The following is a 24,087-nucleotide window of genomic DNA, read 5'->3' as shown; positions in this document are numbered from 1 at the left end:
ATTCATTCTTTCCCGGTGACAGACTGCACCGTAATCACACCAGCTGCAGGCACATCAAGCGAGTGCACCCCGCTGTTCCAGTTCAATGGATACTCTGCCGTCACTATTCCCTGACAATCTCGAACACAAATTTCCAGAGGACCCGTGTCACGGTCCAGCTCAAGTACCAGTCGTGAAAGCAACGTACCGTTGACGACAACCACCAGCTCTGGCAAATCCCCGGTTACAGGAATAACCGTATCATGGTAAGCCGCAATCACCCATTTCCGGGTAGTGCGGGCTGTGACCAGCGGATACAGCAGCTCGGGATGCTGCGGCTCCAGGCGGCCATCCAGCAATACCTCCCGGTGCTCACGCCAGAAGGATAGCCAAAACGCCAGCATCGCAGTATGTTCCTCCGGCAGACGGTCGAGCCGGACTGAAATCTGGGGAACGGAAAACAGCACATTTATGAACTGAAGGGCTGCTGCCGCCGAAGACTCCCGGGGGTTCCACATCAGCATGTCGGAATGTGCCGCAGTGCTGCCGCATATCAGCCTTATATCGATCGTCCTGATCCGGTTCTCGAGCGCATCATTAGGACAATCGCCGGCCCGGAACATATTGCCGTATTTGCGCATAAGCGGTCCAATGTAATTCTGGCGGAATTCGATCAGAATATCCGGCTTCAACTGCCTTAGACGGGAGATGATTCCACTTAGAAGCTTATCCACTGCTTCCGGTACCGACCCCGTGTCTTGCCCATCTGCGGGAAGATATTGATCCCCTTTGGCATAAAAGCTGTCAACGAAATCCAGCTTAAACCCGTCCAAATCCCATTCTAGAACAGCTTGCTCATAAATGGCGGTCAAATACTCCCGGATTTCCGGATAACGGGGATCAGCGACCCCCGCTCCAAGCTCATCACTTACGTACAGCAATTTATCCCTGAACCTCGCCCAGGCCTGACTGTGTTTCCCGATGAACGGAACCGCATACCACAGCATGAATTTCATTCCAAGATCATGAATCCGGGTTACATGTGACTTCAGATCAGGAATTTTATCCGCACTCACCCTCCAGTCTCCACAGTAGGCATAACCCCGGGTCTCATCTGAGGTCTGCCAGCCGTCATCCATGATAACCGTCTTGCAGCCCATGGCTGCAGCTGCTCTGCACTCGGCTTCCACTGCATCAGGCGAAAGCTGCTGATGAAAGCTGTACCATGTAGAATACACCGGTTCCCTGGCCGCGTCCGGAACGGGTGAAGGGCTACAGCCGGGAAGTCCGGCCCACCATTCGCCCACCCTTTTCAGCGCATCATAATAGGGATGACTTCGCGTATCCAATCGCAACATGACCTCAACATGGTCTTCGGGCGCGCCAGGGTCTGCAAAGAGCGTCACGGAACAATGGAAGCTGGATGTTTCCTCATTCAGGCCTGCATGAAGCTCCACGGGGCTTAGTACATCCGAGCAGGCAAAGGTCAGCACATTGTTGCCCCGGTTTCCGTAGAGACAGATAACCGGTGCGGACGAAGTGGATCTTGAAGGGAAGCCTTGCCGCCAATCGGGGATCAGCCCCCGGCTCCGCTCCACCGTTGGATGCCACAAGCCTTGTACATCCACTGCTGTACAGCTCCACTTCAGGGATAATTCCGGTAGAACAGCCGGACTAGAGGCATCTATAATAAGACGAACATATTCTACATCGGCCTCAGCGACATTCATAAAGGAAGAGAGAGCTAGGGCAAAAGTTCCGGTCTGTCCCTCCAGCCTCATTTCACAGCCATTGCTAAGTATGATTTTCAATTGCTTCTTAGCTCCTTTATAACCGGATATGTCTGATTGAATGGTCAATGTTACATCCGGCAGGGAATCGAAATCTGTATGCAAGCCCCGATCCCTGAACGGCTGGCAATGATTACCCCGTAGCTGTTGCCATGATGCAGCTTGATCCGGGAATCCACATTACGGATGCCATAACCGATACGGGGACCCTCAGGGGCCATAATCTGCCGGATGATATCTGCATTCATACCCACCCCATTATCAATCACTTTGAACACAATCTCCGAATCCCGCTTTGCTACGACAAGCCGGATGCCCAAGGTGGCTCCGAACCAGGCATGTTCAAGCGCATTTTCAATCAGGGGCTGCAGAATCAGCTTGACCGTTGCGTACTCCAGAACTTCCGGATCAATATCATAATATACACTAAGCCGTTCACCGTATTTAATGCACTGGATCGCCACATAGGCTTTGGCATGTTCGATTTCCTTGCCCACAGTGGTCAGGATTTCTCCGCGGTTCAGACTAAGCCTGTAGAATTTCGCCAGTTCCTGTACCATAATATGCAGTTTATCGATATCGCCGAATTGGGCCAGACGGTTAATAGAGGAGAGGGTATTGTAGAGAAAATGGGGATTGATCTGTGCCTGGAGCGACTCCAGCTCCGCTTCTTTTTTCTGAAGATCGGCAACATAATTTTTATGAATCAACTCTTCCATATTGTTTCCCATCCGGTTGAAGGCGATAGCAATTTGCGCCAGCTCATCATTGCCTTTGAAGCGGATTCTTTTGTGGAAATCCCCGTCATGAAAAGCATTAAGGGACCCCACGATCTTCTGAATCCGCCGTGAGAAATAACCGGATACCCAGATCCCCAAGGCTGCCAGGACAACGGCACTGACCAGACATACCAGCAGTGTCATCCGGCGGACCTCGTTCGCGCTCTGATCGAACAGGCTGTAAGGAATGTAGGCTTGAAGCTGCCAGCCCAGACCGTGCAGTGATTCACTAAGGACAAGCTCTCCGGGCTCTGTCCGGCTGCTCGCCGCTATCGTGCCTTCCGGTGAAGATTGCATCACAATCCTGCCGTTGTCATCAAGCACGACTAGCGTACTGTATTCGCCAATTTTGCGGTAATCCACAGAATCCAGCAGATCCTTGATCTGTACCGCCACCCGGACAAGACCAATCGCCTTCCCGCGCTGTACATCATCCAGACGCTGCAGCAGCGAAATATTGCCATCCTCTTGATCGCGCAGAATCTGCTGCCAGCGGCTGAGACCCGGCAGGTTACCCGAGAATTCAAGCATACGGTACCAATCTGCGTCTTGAATCCGCTGCACATGATAGATCTCGTAACGTTTCGTGGATAGCAGTGGATTCTGCCCCCCGTCCTTATAGAACACTTCAGGCAGCGTTTCGTTCTGAAGATACAGAGACAGGCCGATATTGCTGGCTGTGTAATTCAGCAGATTTTCAAGCGCCGGCATGAGTGTCCTGGTCATGGTCTCATAGCTGTACCAGCCTTGATCATAACGGCGAAGCGCATTTTGCAGACTGTAATTATAGTAAAGGCTGTTCGAGATGCGTTCGATATCATCTGTACGGTAACGGATATTGTCGCGCATTTGCCTTAGCGTTCCTTGAAGATTCTCCCGCGTCTTTTCCCGCAGGGAATTCACGGAATGCGCATAGGCGAACAGGCCAACCGTCAGCACGGCAATCAGCAGGCACAGCACATAAGGCAGAATGAGCTTGTATCCAAAAGGAATGCTCCCCATGCGCCGCATGTCACAAATGTCTCCTGTAATCACCTGGGCTCACACCATAAAATTCCTTAAACTGCTTGCTGAAATGGGAAAGATTCTTATAGCCCACCCGGTTCGCGGCTTCATATACCTTCAGCTTCGGATCACTAAGCAATACCTTGACCCGCTCCAGCCGCCTCAGCCCCACATAATCGGAGAAATACACTCCGGTCTCTTCGTAAAAGATCTGGCCCAAGTGATTAGGTGAGAAGGAAAAGTGGTTGGCGGCATCCCGCAGCATGACATTATGCTCCAAATGTTCTTCAATGTATGCCTGGATCTCCTCCACAAGCTTACGTTTCTTCCCTTGGCGTTTGCGCTGCAGCCGCTCGGACAGCTCAAACATCCGGCGGCGGAGCCAGGATTTCATATCCTCAATGGTTTCCAGATCATATAAAATATTCAGATGCTTCCGTTCCAGCCCCAGCAGCTCATAAAAATCCTCATTGATTGTATGCAAATACGCATCGAGCTTGGAGACGAGGTGCAGGAAGAGCTGGTAAATCTCAAGCTTGGTCTCCATATTGCCCACCCAAACAAACAGCTCCTCATTGCAGTCGTCCACATCGACCAGACGGTAAGAGGTCACCGCCGCGAACAAGGCCTGCAGAATACTGTCCAAATCTTTGGCGGAGGCCGAGATCGGCCCTCTGGCATCGGAATGGAGGATGAGCTTGCCTTTGCCCAGGAACAGCTTCAGTCCCAGCGCATTCCTCGCCTGCCGAAAGGAATCCCGCAGCCCACGCAAATGGCTAACGGTGGGACCTACACCAATGGTTACCGTCAGCGGTATACCATCCGCTGCCTGATGGATCAGCCTGCGGAGTCTTTCACGTCCCACACTTTCTTCCAGAATCAGTGCGTAATGGAACCGCTCCGTCCGGCAGGCCTGTATCTGTTCCTCGGCACAGTACCGCTCGATCGACAGCTCCAGCCTGTTCTCCATCTCTGCCTTAGCCCCGTCGCTGAAGCCATTCAGCTTCCAGGACATATCATCGGGCTCCAGCAGCGCGGTGTACAGCCTCGCCCCATTCCAGTTAATGCCGACACGTTGAAGCAGGGACAGCACTTTTTCTTCATCAGGGGTACCATCAAGAAGCTGCATGAACAGCTCTCTGCGCAGAAGCGGTCCGGACTCGGAGAGATAACGCTCTAAATGGGAATGCTCACGCTCACGGTCCAGAGTCTCCCGAACCTCTTCCAGTGATCTGCGCATATCGTCGTCGTCCACAGGCTTCAGCACGTAACCGGATGCGCTCATGGATATGGCCTGCTTGGCATATTGAAAATCTTCATAGCCGCTGACAAAAATAATCCTCAGCTTCGGGTTCAGCTCAAGGGCTCTGCGGGCAAGCTCCATCCCTGACATGATCGGCATTCTGATATCGGTGACCATAATATCCACAGCCTGCGAATCCAGCACCTCCAGAGCTTCAAAGCCGCTGCTCGCGGCTGCACACACCTCCATGCCAAGACCTTCCCAGTTCATGAAGCGCTGCAGACCCTCCAGATCCAGCAGCTCATCGTCGACCAGCAGTACCTTGTACATCCCATCCCACCCTCGCACTCAGAATTCAATCCGCCCCCGGCAACTTGTGCTTGTGGTGAATACCATATAATAGTAAAAGGGGTACACTTGGATTCAGTATACCCCACGGTTTAGGCTGGCTCTAGCTTTATTTCATCTTGCTCAAATTGTCCTGCCATTTCGCGGTTTGGAATTTCAGCAGCTTCTCATAGCCTGCTTTTTTGGCGTCTTCATTCGCTTTGTTTAAGAGGCTGAGAACTTCATCATCACTTTTGGCGTACAGGGTTTTCGCAAAAACCTCCTGATAAATATCGTTAACCGCCGTAGCAATCGTTCCTTCCTCCGAGTCCGGCAGCGGGTCCAGATTGACGAACTCCGTGAAGTTCTTCGATGTCTTCCAGGTCACCTTCTGCTGGGCAAGCGTAGTCCAGTTCTGCTTGTCGGCCGGAAGCTGCGCATCCATCTTGGCTTTGGTCTGGTCAATAAAGGTGGTGTTGCCGACCCAGTTGAAACGGCCGATTCTTTCCTTATCCTTGTCTCCCTGTGGTGTATTCAGGCCGGCCTCGTTCAGAATAGGCACGCCGTCTGCATCGTACTCATCCCAATACAGGCCTTGACGTCCGAAGTTCAAAATCCGCTGGCCTTCTTCGCTGGTCACCCAGTCGAGGTAGGAGAAGATCGCTTCCGGGTCCTTGGCGTTCTTCGTGATGACCAGCACGTTCCAACCCAGTGAGTTGTAATTGTTGGGTGTAATTTGGGTTGCATCCAGACCCGCCTTGTGAATCGGCCAGATGATATCGTAGCCGGCATCAGGGTCTGTTGTACGCAGCGCGGTATCCGCTCCCCGTCCAGGGTTCACCACATCACCGTCTACATATACTGCTACGCGGCCAGTCTTGAGTTTCTCGGAAATCTGGTCACCGGTCTGGGTGAACAGATCCTGCGTGATCAGCTTTTCACGGAAGAGCTTGCTGGCGTACTGCATGTTCTCGATGAACACCTGATCCTCAAAAATCGATTGCAGCGTGGTACCCACCGGATTGGCTTTGGGCAGATATGGTTTATTTTCAGCAAATCCGCCGTACATCGTCTCGAGTCCCCGGCCTTTGGCTCCCACTTCAAGCGGCACTACATCGGGATACTTCACCTTCACCTGCTTCAGGTAGGCATACAGTTCATCGTAGGTTTCCAGCTTCGGTGAACCCAGTTCCTTGTATATTTTCCGGTTAATGATCCAGCCGCCGTTGCCATTCGGGCTTGACGTATACCAGTTGGGGAATTGGTAGAGCTTGCCGTCTTCAGAGCGCAGCATGTTCAGTGTGGCTTCACCGGCGTTCTTTTTCAGATTAGGATAACGGTCCAGATAATCATCGAAGGGTACCAGCAGCCCGGGCTGACGAAGCCGCTCGACATTCGCACCTCGGTCCATCATAATGACATCCGGCAGACTTCCCGAGGCGATCATGGTGCTGAACTTAGTTTCGGCAGCGCCGCTGGACTGAACCGGGGTCATCTTGACCTTGAGGGTGTCGGCAATCCACTTGGTGGTCGAATCCCTTCCCCATTCTTCCGTGGTATCCCAATCGTAATTACTGTAATACGTGAAGGAGACCGGTTTGACCGTGCTTCCTACAGCGGATGATGTAGCTTCAGGACTTGCACTTGCCGTTGCTGCCTCCGTTGCCGCTGGTTCTTTGGTAGGGTCAGCGGATGGCGCTGCAGTATTGTTCCCCCCTCCACAACCGGCAATCAAAAGCACCGAACACAACACAACACTCATCAGCAAGCAGAAATGGCTTTGCCGTCCTTTGAAGGGATGGTACCGTTTCGTAGATTTCAAATGAGTAACCCCTCTCTAATGTTCACTTTCTACTCCTTAAGCGACCCGATTAATACACCTTTCACAAAATACTTTTGCAAAAACGGGTAGACCATAATAATCGGCAGCGTAGCGACCATGGTGGTTGCCATGATCAGCGATTTGCTGGTTACCGACTGCACGAGGGCGAGCCGGTCTTGAGCAGCCGCACTGCTCCCGATGGCCTTCTGGAGCTGATCTGTCACAATATTGGAATTCAGGATCTGCTTCAGCAGTGTCTGAATCGGGATCAGATCGGGATTATTGATATAAATGCTGGCCGAGAACCAGTCATTCCAATGATATACGGCCGTAAACAAGGACAGGGTAGCCACTACAGGACCAGAGATGGGTAAAATGATACGGGTCAGCACTCCGATATGGTTGCAGCCGTCAATCCGCGCCGATTCAACCAGTCCCGCCGGCAGTCCCAAAAAGAAAGTCCTGAAAATAATCATGTTGTAGACACTGATCATCCCGGGAATGACCAGCACCCAGAAGGTATCCATCATGCCAAACTCGCGCAGCAGTAGAAAGGTGGGAATCAGTCCTCCGCTGAAATACATCGTTATGATGCAGAATACCATATATATTTTGCGTCCCATCAGTTCATGCCGGGAGAGTCCGTAGGCCAATATAGCGGTAAACATGACCGATAGAGTGGTTCCTACGATGGTGCGCATGATGGAGATTAGAAATGCATGGCCGATGCGGCTGTCCCGGAACACGACCTCGTAATTATCAAGCGTTGGGCTGCGCGGCCAGAACGTAATCCCGCCAAGCGCCGTGTCCGAGCCCATATTGAAGGAAATCACGAGTGAATTCCAGAAGGGGTACAGGGTGATGAAGCCCAGCAGCAGCAGCGTTGAATATATAATGACTTGCAGGAATTTGTCTCCCGCTGACAGCTTCATCATAACCTGTTCCCCGCCTTCCTTCTCCACATTTGTTCTGCTTCACTGTTGCTTACCATAGACTTGAACCCATTTTTCTGGCTGCCTTATTCGCCAGGGCCAGCAGTCCAATACTCACTACCGCTTTGAACAGTCCCGCCGCCGCCGCATAAGAGAAGCGGTTGTTCAAAATCCCCATCCGGTAGACATACGTATCGATTACGTCTGATACATCACGCAGGATCGGATTGGTGGCCAAGATCAGGATATCCTCGAATCCGGCATTCAGAATATTACCCACAGCCAGAATGAGAAAGATGATGATGACCGGCCGGATGCAGGGCAATGTGATCAGTTGGATCTGCTTGAACCGCCCAGCACCGTCAATGGAAGCGGCTTCATAGAGATGCGGGTCGATTCCGGCAATTGCCGCCAGATAGACGATGGCTGCGAACCCCATTTCCTTCCAGATGCCTGTTCCCACCAGAATCCCCCAGAAGTACTCCGGCACGGACAGAAAGCTGATAGGCTCTGAGGTGAGATGCAGACTCATAAGCAGCATGTTAACGCTTCCATTATCAGTCGACAGCATCGATCCCACGAACCCTCCGACGATCACCCAGGACAGAAAATGCGGCAGATAGCTGACAGTCTGGATGATCCGCTTGAATAACATAAGCCGAATCTCATTGAGCATCAGCGCGAGCAGGATCGGAGCCGGGAACCCGATACACAGCTTCAGCAGGCTGATTACAATGGTGTTGCGCATGACCGTCCAGAAGTCGGGTGAATTGAAGAATGCTTCAAAATGCTTCAGCCCGACCCAGGGACTGTGAAAAAAACCGCCGAACAGCTGATAATCCTGGAACGCCATCAGTACCCCGTACATGGGCAAATAGCTGAATACGAAGATAAACAGCATAGCGGGTATAACCATCAGCTGAATATCCCATTGCCGGAACCATCTGGTCCACCATGATACCGGCTTACCTTTTGCCCTGGTTATGACCTTTCGTTCGATTTCCACGTTAGTCATCCTTCCTGTTTCTTTGCTCTACACCTTAATCTTATGCAGTTCGGAAGGGAGGAACCAGTACCGTGGTCAACGAAATGTGTGGTTCAGCAATGATGAGCAGATTAGAGCTTAATGGCCTTCACATCGTCAAAGTAGATCGTCCCGCTGCCCTGGGTACCACTGCCCTGGGCTACATAGAAGGCGAACTCTTTAATGGAGCCCAAATCAATGACCCCGTTGCCGCCGGTTGACCAGCCGGGCCTTGCGAAGTCCGTAAACGGAATGGTTACAAGCCTTGGCTCGGTGCCTTCAATCTTGATTCCTGCTTCCCAGACTTCGCCGTTCGTCTCATGAAACTGAACCGCCAGCTGGCGGTTCGAGCCATCCGGCTGGAGCCAGAAGGAGATCGCTCCCATGCCCGGCCATTCCTTGCCCATGCTGCGGTAGACACCTGCATAGCCAGGATTGCCAACCGTATAATCCAGCTTAAGCCCATAGCTTCCGCTGTTCAGCTGATACGTATCCAGTGTTACAGTTGCAGCATTGCCTGAGACATTGCGCTGCCATTTGGAGCGCAGGCTTCCATTCGAGCCACCATAGGATTCGAAATCATCGATCAGATAGGAGTCCACCGGAGGCGGAATAAACGGGCCATTTCCGGTCTCTCCGTTGTTGAGCGCCCGCGGATCACTGTAGAGCGCTTGAATACCGCTAATCGAATTTTTGTCGGTTAAATACTGGGACCAAGTCATGAAATACACATATCTTGACTGCTTTTCCCGAAGCATCTGCATATCCGGCAGCTCACCATTTTCCCCGATAGCAATAGGCCGGCCGCCGCTGAGCTTCAGAAGCTTGTTGTAATAAGTGTCACGGTAATCGTTGTTGTAGATGTCCATGGCCAACACATCTACCACATCGTGGCCGGGATAATAGGGGGTTGAATCGTATGCCCAGGAGCTCTCCGCATTCGGACTCCACACCCAGATCAGATTATTCAGACCATGAAGATTCGTTAAGCGGTCGTACATGTTGTGCCATAGCTGCCTGAACAGCTCCGGTCTTGCACCCCACCAGAAAAATTCAGCATTCATCTCGTGATATGGACGCCATAATACAGGAATACCTTCATCCTGCAGCTGCTCCAAATATCCCGCGATCTCATCCACCTGGGCAGCCCACTGGTTGTACAGTGCGGTGCCGGGAGTGACAATCTCTGTCATTTGGGCTTCTGTCACCTCACCCGTGACACTTTCCCAGCCGGAGGTAGCCGGGTCCATAGGCCGGGTCTGGTGATAGGTTAGAGTCACCATGGTTCCTGCCTTACCCTGAAGAACGGCCTCGTCAATCATGGATTGGCGCAGCTCGCCTATGTCTCCCCCGATATAATAGGCGAAATCCGAACCCCATAATGCCGGATAATAACCGGTCAGCTCTGCTGCCGTGTCGTACCATTTCGCGGGCTCTTCGTAATAATTATGTTGGCCCGTGTAGACGGCTTTCCCCACCGTTGCATAGAGCCGGTCGAGCAATGCTGTCGCTTCAACGCTAGCGTTCGGGTTGACCGGGACCATCCTGCCGGTGGTCACCTGAAGCGTGCTCGGGGCAGAGATTGCGGTCCCTTCACTAACCGCTTTAACCTCAATGTCATACAGACTCTCAGGCGACAGTCCTTCCAGCTTGTAAGCATACAGTGATTGCCCGGAAACATAAGGAACCGTCAGGCTGCTCCACTCGGTGTCGGCCGCTTTTTTGTATAGCAGCTTATATTCTCTCACTCCAAAGGGTCCTGTGGAGGCTGCCCATTCCAGCTCTGCAGATACCCCGTCTATGGTTCCAGCCTTGAAACCCGCAGGTGCAGTTGGACTAAGGTTAGTCGGAATTACAGGCATCTTGCCGATAAAAACTTGATCCAGGTACATATCTCCGCCGCTCCAATTCGCGCCCCGCAGCTGCAGGCCAGCCAATCCGTTGCCGGTCTGAATCTGCTGCTCCGAACGGGACCATGCTGCTGTGGCGTTAGTATAGAACGGATAGGATTTTACAGAGAAACCTTGATATACATCCAGTGTTACTGTGAATGGCCCCGGCAGTAGCGTATTGAATTTGCTCCAAAACGAAACCAGATAAGAAGCGTTGCTATTAGCGGGGAGTAATGGCGTTTTGACTGTGGATAGATTCTTCAGCTTCAGCGCATACATTCCGGAATAGGGATCATAAGTTGTCGTTTGTACAGTCCCTGTTCTATACCATGGAAAGATGTGTCCAGACTCCAGACCTCCATTGGGTACCTGATTAAATCCCGGCGTAGCCTCTAATCCCATCACGGCATCGGAGGTATTGCCCGCGACATCCTTGGCCCGCAGCATAATTGCATACACTGAAAAAGGATCCAAATTATTGAGGGTATACGTGTACTGGTTAACAGATTCCTGTTGAGGGACAGCCGCAGTATTCCATTCAGCAGCATCTGTTTTTTTGTAAAAAATCTGGTAGGAATCAACTCCCATATCATCCGTGGACCCCGTCCAGGTTAGCTTCAGCGCTTTGGAGTCATGCTGGGCCTGCCATACACCCGGAGTCGTTGGGCGTTCAATATCCACATTCTCCCGAATGACAGCGTCGTCGATATAATAATCCTTACTTGTACCGTTCCAGAACGACAAGCGGATATATTGCACACCTGGCCCGGGTGTATACAGGAGCTGCCGGTATTCCCATTCCGTAGAACCCGAGAAATGCAGCTGTTCCTTCGATTGCTGCGTGCCGAAAATGTCCATATCCATCGTTGCATTCGTGACCCCGGCAGCAGCAAACTTAACCCATAATCCAACCCGGTAGGTTTTCCCCTGCTGGACTGCGACTGACGCTGATGCCCCACCTGTACTGCGCTTAACCAGAAGACTTTTTGCGCCACCGTGCTTCTCGGCGGTTGTCACCACCGGACTTCCCCATTTCTCCCACAGCGTATCTCCCGACTCAAACCCGGGATTACCCAGCAAATTCTCGCCAGCTCCCAGCACCGGGACACTTGGGACGAGTAATGAAGCAAAGATCAGAACTACGGCCAGCCAACCATGGAACCATTTCCCCCTCATACGTGGTACCACTTTAATCAGGCCTCCACTCACATTAGCCGGTGAAATTACGACTATAATGTCGTCCGGCATCTCCAATGTAAGCGTTTTCCACAAAACTCAACAAGGTACTACAGCAACGAAAACTATGCTGCAGCAACGATGTCCGGTTTTTGTGCCGAATTATATTTTGTCCTTCAGGAGTACACGGTAGGCACCATTACCGCAGGAGACGCCGAGCACCTGTTTTCCTACACGATCAAGGGCAATTCCTTTCCAGCGAACCGCCCCCAGCTCTGTCTGATTCCAAGCCTCCCAGCTCTCACCGCCATCCCTGCTGCACAACACTTGAGAGTCTGTACCATTCATAACCATCGGTTCACAGGCAACGATTATCAGATCCTCTTCATGGTCACCAATTCCTAGAGTCAGAGCGGATACATTCAAGACCCCATCCACTTCAGCAGGATATAGCTTGCTCCAGCACTGGCCTCCATTCGTGCTGCGCCATAAGCCTTCTGTAATGAAGCCGGCATATATCGTATCCGGGTAACTTGGAGAATAAGCTACAGCGTTCAATACAGAGCCCGGACCTCTTCGCTTAAAAGGCAGACCTGCTCCAATGGATACCCAGTTGTCACCGCTATCGCGTGATTCCCAGATCCCTTCGGTCCATTCACCCACCAGTACCCGGCCTTCTTGTAAGGGGTTTGCCGCCAGCAGCTGATTGGTCCCGCAGGCATTCTTGACCTGATAGACAACTACAGACAACAAATCGGCTTCAATCCAGTTCTTCATATGCGGTATTTCCGTCATGTATGCAGGAGGGCGAAAAGCAGTTTGCTCCCAGGTCATTCCACTATCCGTAGAGCGGTAGATTCCAGCCCCCGATGCAATTGCTCCATCCATATACGCATAAAAGGTGTCTGCATTCACTCCGTCCTCCTGCAAAGCCTGCACAAACAGACCCGGACCCAATGTAAGTACAGCTGAAGCAGTCTCTCCGTTGTCACGGCTGAGCGCAATACATGCAGTCCGCCCCTGACCAACTAGTCCGTAGAGATAACTCTGACGGGATGTTCGCGGTATTACAGCTGCAGTACTTCCTGAATAACCGGGTAGACCCGGAAGATTCCAAAAGCTTTTGCCGCCATCCTCAGTAACCTTCGGAGGGTGGTCAGCCATCGTAACACAGAACTTGCCCGGCTGCTCCCAGGCGGAGGTGACGGCTTCCATGCAGGTCGTTTCCAGCCCCTGAAACTGTGCAGCGCGCCATGTCCTTCCTCTATCTGTACTAACTGCAACTCCGTACCAATTCGTCAGATAGAGGCGTTCTTCAATAAAGCGGTCAACGAGAATTTTGGATATGGCCCATCCCGTAGCCTCCGCACGTGAACCACTGCCGAAGTGATCCATATAGGCTGGAAATCCGCTCAAATTCTCATCCTTATGCTGCCGGAGGAGCTTCCATGGTTCAGTGACGCCGCTGTCTAGACCGGATACATACAGTGGAATCGGCGGAACGGTCTGCATGTGAGGCCGGGCATCCGGGGCTGTATACCACAGCTGCGGGTGATGGATATCCTGTACAACTGTACCGTATCTATGCCCATCCTGGAGCAGCCCTGTCATGTCCGGCTGCCAGGTCTGCCCGCCATTCTGACTGTGGAGGATGCCATTCCAGATGCAGGCAGCACGCAGGTGCTGCGGATCCCGGATATCGCAGGCAAGCTCGGCAAAGCTTGGGCCTTCATGCAGCAGCACCCAGGATTCACCGAGGTCGGTGCTGGCATACAGCCTGCCAGCCTTGCCACGGGGCGGGTCCTGAAGCAGTCCCAACACCCCGCCGCCGTCTGTCTCGACATAATCCATATTGAGATCTTCATCGCTTATGGTTCCAGCATACAGTAATCCCGGTATACCGGGATGGAAGGCGACGCAGCCAAACCGCTCCTCCGGCAGCGAAGACTGCTTCCAGGACTCCCCTTCATCCCTGCTGATCCATAAACCGCCCGTGTAGCCCCCGGCAGCTACAATTCCCGGGTGATGAGGATCTACCGCGATAATTTCACCGTACATCCGGGTCGGCCCATTGCCGTAAAAACCCATGCCTGTACAAACCTCTCTCCAGGTGTGTCCGTCATCGTCTGATTTGTGAACCGAGCCGTGAAATTTGCGGCTTCGCACTTCCCCCGAGCAGCGGAACAGCACCTCCGGGTGATGCGGACTAATGGCAAAGCTCTGCACCTGGTGGTGATACGCCTTAGTGAGTCCGGCATTCCGGGCTTCCCAGCGGAAGCCGCCGTCAATGCTGGCGAAGACTCCCGCCACATCGCAGCGGGCGTACAACACACCGCTTTTTGCGGGATGCTGAATCAGCCCTGTAATATAGCCGCCCCCGCCCAGCGCAGCCGGTGACCAGGTTTGCTCCGGTTTGAATGAATTCCCTTCCACATCCCTTACCTCCATTCTTCCTTGCCTCCTACTTAAGCTTACCTTCAGGCTGGATTTACGTGCATCCCTGCGAGCAACGAAATCTATTGCTGAGCAAGGAAGATGGAAAATGGGGGGCTCAAAAGTGGATTTTCTGCGAGCAGAGACAGGCCACCTTCAATTTTATAAGCATAAAATTCAATAGAGCAGCGCTCCTCGTCATCGGAGGACGCTGCTCTATGTCTTTGGTTCATGGCTGCTCGCTTCAATAGATTGTAGGCATTGACGATACGAACGAGGTGATGTTCTGAATATCCTCCTCCAGCGAGAGGACGGAACGACCTGCGTAAAAGCGGCAGCGGTCGCCTTTGTCCCCGGATTTTCAACGCTAAGGAGAATAAATAAAATCTGGGGACATCAGAGATTGGACCACGGTCCGTTCGCGGAGCTTCCACCCAAACAGCTTACATATCTCCTGCGAAGCTGTTTCCACTTGAATCTAGAACTTAGAAGGGGTCACTTGTCTAACCATGTACGCATCATAGATAACAACTGCGCGCTGTTGACCGGTTTGGTGATATAATCCGAGCAGCCTGCTTCAAGGCACAGCTCCCGGTCTCCCTTCATGGCTTTCGCCGTAAGTGCAAGAATAGGAAGGTGCTTGAATTTCACGTTCTGCCGGATCGCGCGGGTCGTTTCGTAACCGTCCATTCCCGGCATCATAATATCCATTAGCACGATATCGATGTCAGGTGTCTGTTCCAGGAGATGGATAGCATCCTGGCCGTTCTCTGCAGGAATGACTTTCATATGATGGCGTTCCAAGATGGAGGTAAGTGCAAAAATGTTTCGGATGTCATCATCCACAACAAGCACTTTCTTATACTCAATCATTTCATCGGAATTATATCGTTTAACCAGCTTGTCCCTTAAACCGGACGGCAGTTCCTCCGCTTTGAGGTGCAAAAAGAGCGTCGTTTCGTCAATCAACTGGATATTCGACTTCACCTCTTTGATAACCGCCATTTTAAAGAGCTCATCCCACTCCTTCTCCTCCTCTGACGTCAACTTCTTGCTCAGGCGGGCTACGACGGGAACCCTTTTGTTTTTGGCGTTCTTGTACATGTCACGGACTAGGCGGATGAGATTCATATCCGGCAAGTTATTGTCCAGCACTACACAGTCGTAATCTTTGGTGTTGATCTGGTTCAAAGCTTTGCGCCCCGTATCCACTGCCGTGAGCTTGAGATTCTGACTGCTTAGCAGTTCGACAATTTGCTTACGCTCTTGCTCATCATGGATGGCCACCAGCAGGTTGCGGCCCTTATGGTCCGCAAATTGGTTCAAACGATCAAGGGCATTCTCGAGTTCCTCGTTCGTCACCGGTTTCCGGAAGTAATCGTGAACCCCCTTTTGCAGCAGGAGCAACTCATCTTCATCGACGGTCATGACGCAAATCGGAATATGCCGCACATCGATATCGCTCTTCAACTGCTCCAATACGAGCCAACCGTTGGAATCCCCGCCAAGGTGCAAGTCCAGCGTAATCGCAATCGGAAGATACTTATGAACGAGTTCGAGGGCATCATAGCCGCTGGCTGAAATGACAGCTTTGATGCCTCTTTTGCGGAGAAGATCGAGAATGATTTCATTGAATTTCTGGTCATCCTCGATAATCAGGAATACACGGTCTCCCGGCTCAATATGATCCCTGTCATCCATCAAAGCGTCTTCCTCTGCTTTAACCAGACTGCTTCTGCGTTTCGGCGGGGTGATATCGATCACCTCCGGAACATGTGTCTTTTTCGGCTCCAGTTCTGTGAATTCCGCTTCCGTTGGAAGGTACAGATTAAATACGCTCCCCTTGCCCACTTCACTGTACAGGGTGATTTCACCGCCTAGCATTTCGGAAATCTCACGTGATATCGCAAGGCCCAAGCCTGTTCCGCCGTATTCCCGATTCGTACTGCCGTCGGCCTGCTGGAAAGCTTCGAAAATGATCTGCTGTTTTTCATGGGGGATACCGATCCCTGTGTCGCTTACGGAAAAGCAAATGACCGTTTTGGCACGGTTCAGCGATTCATTATCCGGGTGCCAGCCCTCGCCCGCTTTCCGGATCTGAAGCATGATCTGCCCTTGTTCCGTGAACTTAAAGGCATTTGAGAGCAAGTTTTTCAAAATTTGCTGAAGCCGTTTAAAGTCTGTCATTACACTAGCCGGCACCCCGGGATCAACCTTGATCCGGTAGTCGAGCTTCTTGGCATCCACCATATGACGGAAGGTTCGGTCCAGCCCGTCTGTCAGTTCCGCCAAAGATACTTCACTGTAATCTGGCGTTATGGTACCGGATTCGATTTTGGACAGGTCAAGAATATCATTAATAAGGTTAAGCAATTCGAGTCCGGAGTCCTGAATGGTCTTCGCGAACTTCACCTGAATCTCATGAAGATTGTCATCCGGGTTCTCGGCAAGCTGTTCAGCGAGCAGCAGCAAGGAATTCAGAGGGGTACGAAGTTCATGCGACATGTTAGCCAGAAATTCGGATTTGTACTTGGACGTGAGCGCAAGCTGTTCCGCTTTCTCCTCCAGGTAACGTTTGGCTACTTCAACCTCATGATTTTTACTCTCCACTTCCGCTTTCTGCAGCACGAGCAGCTTTGCTTTATCCTCCAGTTCGTCATTGGTATTCCGCAGCTCCATCTGCTGCTTTTGGAGTTCTTCGGTGAGGGACTGCGACTGGATCAGCAGCTCCTCCGTACGCTGGTTCGCCTGCATGGTGTTAATCACAATTCCGATGGATTCCGTAAGCTGATCCAGGAATGCAATGTCGATATCGCTGTAAGGACGAAAGGTTGCGAGTTCCAGAATCGCAAGTACTTGATCTTCAAAAATGATTGGCAGCAAAATGATGTTGAGAGGCGTCGCTTCTCCCAAAGCGGACGATATCACAACATAGTCACCCGGCACATTGGTAAGCAGGATCCGTTGCTTCTCGATTAGGCACTGGCCTACCAACCCTTGCCCGGCGCGGAATTCGTTCGCTAGATGTTTGCGGCTCTGGTAAGCATAGCTGGCAAACAGCTTCAGGACCGGTTCACCATCGACGGGTTCATTGATATAGAAAACACCATGCTGCATGGACACGAGCGGAGCCAGCTCGGACAGGATCATGCGGCTGACCGCATACAAATCTCTTTGTCCTTGAAGCAGCCGTGAAAATTTGGCGAGATTGGTCTTGAGCCAGTCCTGCTCTGTGTTGATTCGGGTTGTTTCCTTCAGGTTCCGGATCATTTCGTTTATATTGTCTTTGAGCGTTGCGACTTCTCCGGATGCAGATACGTCAATAGCACGTGACAGATCGCCATTCGTTACCGCTGTTGCGACGTTAGTGATGGCACGCACCTGAGTGGTAAGCGTACTCGCCATGTAGTTAACGTTGTCGGTCAGGTCACGCCAAGTACCGGCTGCTCCAGGCACACTTGCTTGTCCGCCCAGTTTCCCTTCGGCGCCCACCTCCCTGGCCACGGTGGTCACCTGGTCGGCGAAGGTCGCCAGTGTATCGATCATATTGTTGATTGTATCCGTCAGTTCGGCGATTTCGCCTTTGGCTTCCACGGTCAGTTTTTGTTTCAGGTTGCCGTTCGCAACCGCAGTCACGACCTTGGCGATTCCTCGTACCTGATCCGTCAGGTTGGTCGCCATAATGTTAACGTTATCGGTGAGGTCTTTCCAGATCCCGCCGACGCCGCGAACCTGGGCCTGTCCGCCCAGCTTTCCGTCCGTACCAACCTCACGGGCCACCCGTGTAACCTCGGAGGCGAATGAATTCAGTTGATCCACCATCGTGTTGATCGTGTTTTTTAGTTCCAATAGTTCGCCTTTTACGTCTACAGTAATTTTCTTGGACAGGTCTCCGTTCGCTACCGCCGTTGTAACACCAGCAATGTTACGCATCTGAATAGTCAGATTGCTGGCCATGTAGTTAACGGTATCGGTCAGATCTTTCCACGTACCGGAGACATCCTTTACTTCTGCTTGCGCGCCAAGTTTACCATCCGTGCCAACCTCGCGGGCTACACGCGTAACCTCGGAGGCGAAGGTCGAGAGCTGATCCACCATCGTGTTGATCGTATTCTTCAGTTCCAGGATTTCTCCTTTTACGTCGACGGTGATTTTTTTGGATAGGTCGCCCTTAGCGACAGCCGTCGTGACGTCCGCGATATTCCGCACCTGGTCGGTCAGATTCCGGGCCATGTTATTAACGCCTTCGGTCAAGTCTTTCCAGGTCCCGCCGACCCCCTTAACCTGAGCTTGTCCGCCCAGTTTCCCATCCGTACCCACCTCTCGGGCCACCCGCGTAACTTCGGAGGAGAACATCGAGAGCTGGTCCACCATCGTGTTGATCGTATTCTTCAGTTCCAGGATTTCTCCTTGCACATCTGCTGTGATTTTCTTGGACAGATCGCCGTTCGCTACTGCCGTCGTCACGACGGCGATGTTGCGCACTTGGTTGGTCAAGTTCGAAGCCATATAGTTTACGCTTTCGGTCAAATCGCGCCAGGTTCCGGCAACACCTTTCACTTGGGCCTGTCCGCCCAGCATCCCCTCGGTTCCTACCTCCCGTGCCACCCGCGTAACCTCGGAAGCAAAGGTAGAGAGCTGCTCCACCATGGTGTTAATGGTGTTTTTAAGCTCCAGAATTTCGCCCGTCGCATTCACCGTGATCTGCTTGGACAGGTCACCTTTCGCAACCGCAGTGGTCACTTCGGCGATATTACGCACCTGATCGGTCAGTGTACCGGCCATAAAGTTAACGCTATCCGTTAAATCCTTCCAGGTGCCGGATACTCCTTTAACATCCGCTTGGCCTCCCAGAATTCCTTCTGTAGAAACCTCGCGCGCCACCCGTGTTACCTCAGAGGCGAAGTTGCTAAGCTGATCCACCATGATGTTAATGGTGCTTTTCAATTGGAGGATCTCGCCCTTCGCATCCACGGTGATCGTCTTCGATAAGTCGCCCTTAGCCACTGCGGTTGTCACTTCAGCGATGTTACGCACCTGGTTGGTCAGGTTAGACGCCATGTAGTTTACGCTTTCGGTCAAATCCCGCCAGGTCCCGGATACGCCCTTAACATCCGCCTGCCCGCCGAGTATCCCTTCCGTACCGACCTCGCGCGCCATCCGGGTTACCTCGGAAGCGAAGGTCGACAACTGATCCACCATGGTATTGATGGTGTTCTTGAGCTCCAGAATTTCGCCTTGCACATCTGCAGTTATCTTCTTCGACAGGTCGCCATTTGCAACCGCTGTTGTAACCACCGCGATGTTACGCACCTGGTTGGTCAGGTTGGACGCCATGTAGTTTACGCTTTCGGTCAAATCCCGCCAAGTCCCGGATACGTCTTTAACGTCAGCCTGCCCGCCGAGCTTACCCTCCGTGCCGACTTCACGCGCCACACGGGTAACCTCTGAAGAGAACATGGAGAGCTGGTCCACCATGGTGTTGATCGTATTTTTCAGTTCGAGGATTTCTCCCCGTGCATTTACTGTGATTTGCTTCGACAGATCCCCATTGGCTACGGCCGTTGTTACTGCCGCGATATTACGCACTTGATCGGTGAGGTTCGTAGCCATGTAATTCACGCTATCCGTAAGATCTTTCCAGGTCCCCGAAACACCTTTAACGTCTGCCTGTCCGCCTAAAATCCCTTCCGTACCGACCTCACGCGCCACACGAGTAACCTCAGAGGCAAAGGTGCTGAGCTGATTCACCATCATATTAATGTTGCTTGCCGTTCTCTGGAATTCCCCGGTGAGCGGTCTTCCTTCGATTTCCAGTTCCACTTTCTGGGACAGATCGCCTTTGGCAACGGCGTTAATCACCCGAACCATCTCGCTCGTCGGTTGAATCAAATCAATGACTAGCCCATTGAGCGAATTGGTGATCGTTTCCCATGAACCCCCCAGATTTTTCTGCACAAATCTTCTCGACAGATTGCCTTCTTTACCAACAACCTTGGCTACGGTCTGAACTTCATAGACTAGTCCTTCCTGAATATCCATGATCTCATTAAACGTATCCGCTACCTTACCGGCTATACCTGTGCGGTCATAGGGCATTCTATAGGTGAAGTTGCCTTTTTTCATTGCCATTAAGGCGTTGAGCAGTTCACCGGCGTCAATTTGATCATCGTTTTTTTCGTTCATTTGGTTTTGATCCTTCACGGTAGCCTGCCCCTTTTGCATCATATATTTTTGAATAGTGCGGTTTGACTTCAATCGTAAAAATGAACGTTGCTCCAGGTCCATTCGACGGTTCAACCCAAATCGTACCGCCCATTAGTTCGACCAGCGATTTGCTGATCGATAACCCAAGCCCCGTGCCTCCGAACTTCCGTGTGGTTGAGGCATCGAGCTGGGAGAATGGCTGAAACAGTTCGTTTATTTTGTCCGGAGGGATACCGATTCCGGTATCTTTAATCATAAATTCAAGCGTAAGCGAACTTTCCGTCTCCGCCAGCTTGTTAACCATTATGTATACACTGCCTTCAGGTGTAAACTTTACTGCATTGCCTACAAGATTATTCAGCACCTGACGCAGGCGGTTCATATCCCCTTTTATGTTAGATGGCACTAATGGATCAACCATTAACATCATTTCCAGATTCCGTTCTCTGGTTTGAGCCGTGAACAAATCAATGGTTTCATTCAGGCAGTGCTGAAGGGAAAAGGGTGCCTCCTCCAACTCTATCTTTCCGGATTCGATTTTGGAAAAATCAAGGATATGGTTAATGACAGAGAGCAGTGCATTGCCACTTTTGTGGATAATCCCTGCCATCTCAGCGTATTCTTCCGGCAAATCGCAGGCCTGAAGCAGATCCGACATGCCAATGATTCCATTCAGTGGAGTCCGGATTTCATGGCTCATCATGGCCAGAAATTCCGATTTCACACGGGAGGCGATTTCCGCAGCTTCCTTTGCCTTACTGAGCGCCTGATTGGTTTTTTTCATCTGCCTCGTTTGTTTCTGCAACATTTCACTTTGTATCTGAAGGGCTTTGTTAGCTTCATACATGCTGACGTAACCCTCAATTTTGGATTTGAAAATTTGCGGAATAACGGGTTTCGTCATATAATCCACTGCACCGACGGAATAGCTGGGGACGATATGCTCCATTGTATTACTGGTGACCGTCATAAAAATGATTGGCACGTATTTGTTTTTCTCCCGGGTACGGATGATACTGGCGGTCTCAAACCCGTCCATTTCCGGCATGTGCACATCCATGACAATAACAGCAAATTCCTCTTCCAATAAACACCGCAAAGCTTCCATCCCGGAATATGCGCGAACCAAACGATAGGGTTCTCCGCTAAGAATTGCCTCAATGGCAATCAGGTTTTCCGGGTGACCGTCTACGAGCAGGATGTTGACTGGAAAATTCATGGCTCTCCTCACCTTCCAACTTCTGGAATCTCTTCTCGTGTTATATTTCAAAAACATAGGTTATATACCCGTATCTTTAAAGGGTGAAACTCAGATTCCGCAAGCACCCTTATGAACTGACAAAGGACAGGGAGCACTTGCCCTGTCCTTTGTTAATAGATGAGGATAAACGCTAATGGCCTTGCGGCTCGGTCAAGGTTTACAGCTCGACTCTCCAATTGCCCATCATCTTGGCGACTTCCGGATCGCGGTACTATAAGAAAAGACTCTCGGTTTTGTACTGCTGATTGCCTTGGTAATACCAACAAGACATCAGTCATGAACTACGGAAAAACTCAGCTCTGAATAAAGATGGTACGTCATCAGCTATTACATATATCGATCGTGATAGTAGACTTAATGGAATCAATACAATTCAATTGAATTGAATCAAAGCCTGGATGTCTTTCGTGCATAGTTCTTTGAGATGAGACGCACACTATTCAAGTGATATGCCCTATCTGGGAAACAGCCAAGATAATATACTTATGCCCTTTGGCAAAATTATTCGAGAATACGATGAGGAGGCACAAGTAATGTCCAATAAAAAAAGTTACTATGCATTTGAGGAGCCGCTTGGCACCACAATTGAATTTCAAGCCACAAGCTTACAACAGGCCATGGTAATTAAAAAGAAGAAGGCTCATGAAATGGGAATTCCTAAAGAGGCTTTTGAACTTACTAGCATACGCAAGAAGAGCGCATGAGCCTAATTCGAGTGGCTTCCTCATACATGCATAAAGCCATTACGATTTCATTAGGCGTCGGATTCGGTTCTACTGATTATTTTGGAAGGCAATTCGCAAGCTGTTACTTATTAAAAAGCCTGACATTCACCAGTTAGTGAGTCAGGCTTCGTTAAGTTAGCGATATCATTCATAGCGTTGCTGCAGGTTACCAGTCAAGCTACGATAAACGTAAAATAAGCGAAAGACCCTGACGGAGTTATTAACTCTAATCACCGTCAACATCTTACATGTTTGCGTTTAAAACCAACCCTACCTTTTTCGACTGCCTTTTGAATATTTTCGTAAGCGTGAAGAAACTTGCTGTTTGCCTTATCCTTATTGACTTCTACCTGGCCTACAGTCTTTGCGGTCTCGAATGCCTTATCATGGAGAGGGGAATAGGATACCGCCACTGTGTATAAAAAGTTGTTCATCGCGTATTTGGTGCGTTCCGGAGAATCATGAATCGTATTTTTCACGAGCTCAAGCATACCGGCAATTTTGCTGTCGGCAAATTCTTCGTCCGGCCGGTTGCCGAGTAGCCAGCAATAACAACTCCAGCCCGCTGACATTCTAAGCTCTTCCCCGCTCGCGATCCATTTATCGGCAACTTCTTGAGCAATATCCGCTTCTGCCAAGGTTACTGCAACTACATAATCAGACAACATATAAAAATAAGCCGCATCCATCCACCGTTCATAGTCGGCTTCCGTCATGGCATTGGGGTCGGCAATGATGCCCGCAAAATACATCGCATCGTAATTTCCTGTGGCATAAAGCTGCTCAGCCAGAGGCTGATTGATTTTGGTTTTCTTGAAAATAGGCTTTATCGCGCCGGTAGCCACGCCAAAAAGCGGTTCCTGCGCTCCATTTGAGCTGTATATTTTCTTGGTCCGTTCCTTGCCGAGTGCTTCAAGCTCCTTCATAACCATCTCTGCATTCATTCCTTAACACTTCCTTTTTCACAGAATACTCATCTCAAGTGATCCTAGATCGTACCGGATAAAGAAAGTGTACTGTATGGGTTTCCCTGCTGCAAGCTACGTATCCCTTCAGATATAGCTTCATCGGTGTCGATTCAATCACACACTAGAATGTAAAATGACCGAAACGGTGGTCTGGTATTCCTGTACAAGTCCCCGCCGTTTGAGTTCCTGCCCGTACCCTGCTTCAAACAACCGCTTGAGCATGGATGATATACAGCTGTTTGTAGTAGTCTCCAGCCGCTCCAATTGCTGCAGTGAGATTAGCTTCTGGGAACTGTTGGCATGCCTCTTCAGTTCCTGGATTTGTTCTTGTTTGAAATACATTCTTTCAAGCCTTCTGAAATCCATCTCAAGGTGCAGCCGGAGGACCTGATCTGTATTCGCTGAAATTCTTGATACCACGGGCTGCCTTTTCTCTTTCATCGCGTCCATCTCTTCTGGCTTCTTCTCAAAACGCTGAGCAATGTATAACATCATCTCATAATCCCTCAATTTCTGTCCTTGTC

13 protein-coding genes are annotated in these 24,087 nt (G+C 51.0%); 1 reads left to right on the top strand and 12 read right to left on the bottom strand.

Annotation, left to right across the window (positions count from 1 at the left end):
• Nucleotides 1–2 precede the first annotated feature (2 nt).
• The 10 genes from A3842_RS30225 to A3842_RS30180 form a co-directional block, all read right to left on the bottom strand.
• Complete coding sequence (locus A3842_RS30225) at nucleotides 3–1,790, bottom strand: glycoside hydrolase family 36 protein (RefSeq protein WP_074103798.1); 1,788 nt, start codon at nucleotides 1,788–1,790, stop codon at nucleotides 3–5.
• A gap of 50 nt (nucleotides 1,791–1,840) precedes the next feature.
• A complete protein-coding gene (locus tag A3842_RS30220) occupies nucleotides 1,841–3,559 on the bottom strand; it encodes a cache domain-containing sensor histidine kinase (protein ID WP_074103773.1) in 1,719 nt (572 codons plus the stop codon).
• 1 nt (nucleotide 3,560) lies between these two features.
• Nucleotides 3,561–5,126 (bottom strand): response regulator, encoded by a 1,566-nt coding sequence (locus tag A3842_RS30215; protein ID WP_074103772.1) that lies wholly within the window; start codon nucleotides 5,124–5,126, stop codon nucleotides 3,561–3,563.
• A gap of 127 nt (nucleotides 5,127–5,253) precedes the next feature.
• Nucleotides 5,254–6,885: an extracellular solute-binding protein gene (locus A3842_RS30210; protein WP_074103797.1), complete on the bottom strand. Its 1,632-nt coding sequence runs from the start codon at nucleotides 6,883–6,885 to the stop codon at nucleotides 5,254–5,256.
• A gap of 89 nt (nucleotides 6,886–6,974) precedes the next feature.
• The gene (locus A3842_RS30205; RefSeq protein WP_074103796.1) at nucleotides 6,975–7,880 is read right to left on the bottom strand and encodes a carbohydrate ABC transporter permease; all 906 of its coding nucleotides are present in this window, start codon (nucleotides 7,878–7,880) and stop codon (nucleotides 6,975–6,977) included.
• Between the two features lie 49 nt (nucleotides 7,881–7,929).
• On the bottom strand, nucleotides 7,930–8,793 hold the full coding sequence (locus A3842_RS30200) for an ABC transporter permease (RefSeq protein WP_371916033.1): 864 nt from the start codon (nucleotides 8,791–8,793) through the stop codon (nucleotides 7,930–7,932).
• A 200-nt stretch (nucleotides 8,794–8,993) separates the two neighbouring features.
• Nucleotides 8,994–11,981, bottom strand: coding sequence for a glycosyl hydrolase (locus A3842_RS30195; protein ID WP_178382439.1), 2,988 nt, complete (start codon nucleotides 11,979–11,981; stop codon nucleotides 8,994–8,996).
• A 150-nt stretch (nucleotides 11,982–12,131) separates the two neighbouring features.
• The gene (locus tag A3842_RS30190; protein WP_074103769.1) at nucleotides 12,132–14,417 is read right to left on the bottom strand and encodes a beta propeller repeat protein; all 2,286 of its coding nucleotides are present in this window, start codon (nucleotides 14,415–14,417) and stop codon (nucleotides 12,132–12,134) included.
• 480 nt (nucleotides 14,418–14,897) lie between these two features.
• Nucleotides 14,898–20,588, bottom strand: a complete 5,691-nt coding sequence (locus A3842_RS30185; RefSeq protein ID WP_256701935.1) for a HAMP domain-containing protein — start codon at nucleotides 20,586–20,588, stop codon at nucleotides 14,898–14,900.
• Nucleotides 20,569–21,828, bottom strand: a complete 1,260-nt coding sequence (locus tag A3842_RS30180) for an ATP-binding protein (protein WP_074103768.1) — start codon at nucleotides 21,826–21,828, stop codon at nucleotides 20,569–20,571. Before A3842_RS30180 ends, A3842_RS30185 begins: the two co-directional genes overlap by 20 nt.
• A 575-nt stretch (nucleotides 21,829–22,403) precedes the next feature.
• Between A3842_RS30180 and A3842_RS32790 the strand changes: the two genes are divergently transcribed.
• The gene (locus A3842_RS32790) at nucleotides 22,404–22,574 is read left to right on the top strand and encodes a hypothetical protein (protein WP_178382438.1); all 171 of its coding nucleotides are present in this window, start codon (nucleotides 22,404–22,406) and stop codon (nucleotides 22,572–22,574) included.
• A 257-nt stretch (nucleotides 22,575–22,831) separates the two neighbouring features.
• Here the strand turns inward: A3842_RS32790 and A3842_RS30175 are convergent, their stop codons facing one another.
• Both A3842_RS30175 and A3842_RS30170 read right to left on the bottom strand, forming a co-directional pair.
• Nucleotides 22,832–23,539: a DNA alkylation repair protein gene (locus A3842_RS30175; RefSeq protein ID WP_074103767.1), complete on the bottom strand. Its 708-nt coding sequence runs from the start codon at nucleotides 23,537–23,539 to the stop codon at nucleotides 22,832–22,834.
• A 138-nt stretch (nucleotides 23,540–23,677) separates the two neighbouring features.
• Nucleotides 23,678–24,058 carry a hypothetical protein gene (locus A3842_RS30170; protein WP_074103766.1) on the bottom strand — a complete coding sequence of 127 codons (381 nt, stop codon included), beginning with the start codon at nucleotides 24,056–24,058 and terminating at the stop codon, nucleotides 23,678–23,680.
• Nucleotides 24,059–24,087: the final 29 nt, after the last annotated feature.

It is taken from the genome of Paenibacillus sp. P3E, from assembly GCF_001909045.1.
GTDB lineage: Bacteria > Bacillota > Bacilli > Paenibacillales > Paenibacillaceae > Paenibacillus_AQ > Paenibacillus_AQ helianthi.
The sequence above is the reverse complement of the archived record's forward strand: the minus strand, read 5'-3'. Positions and strand labels throughout refer to the sequence as shown.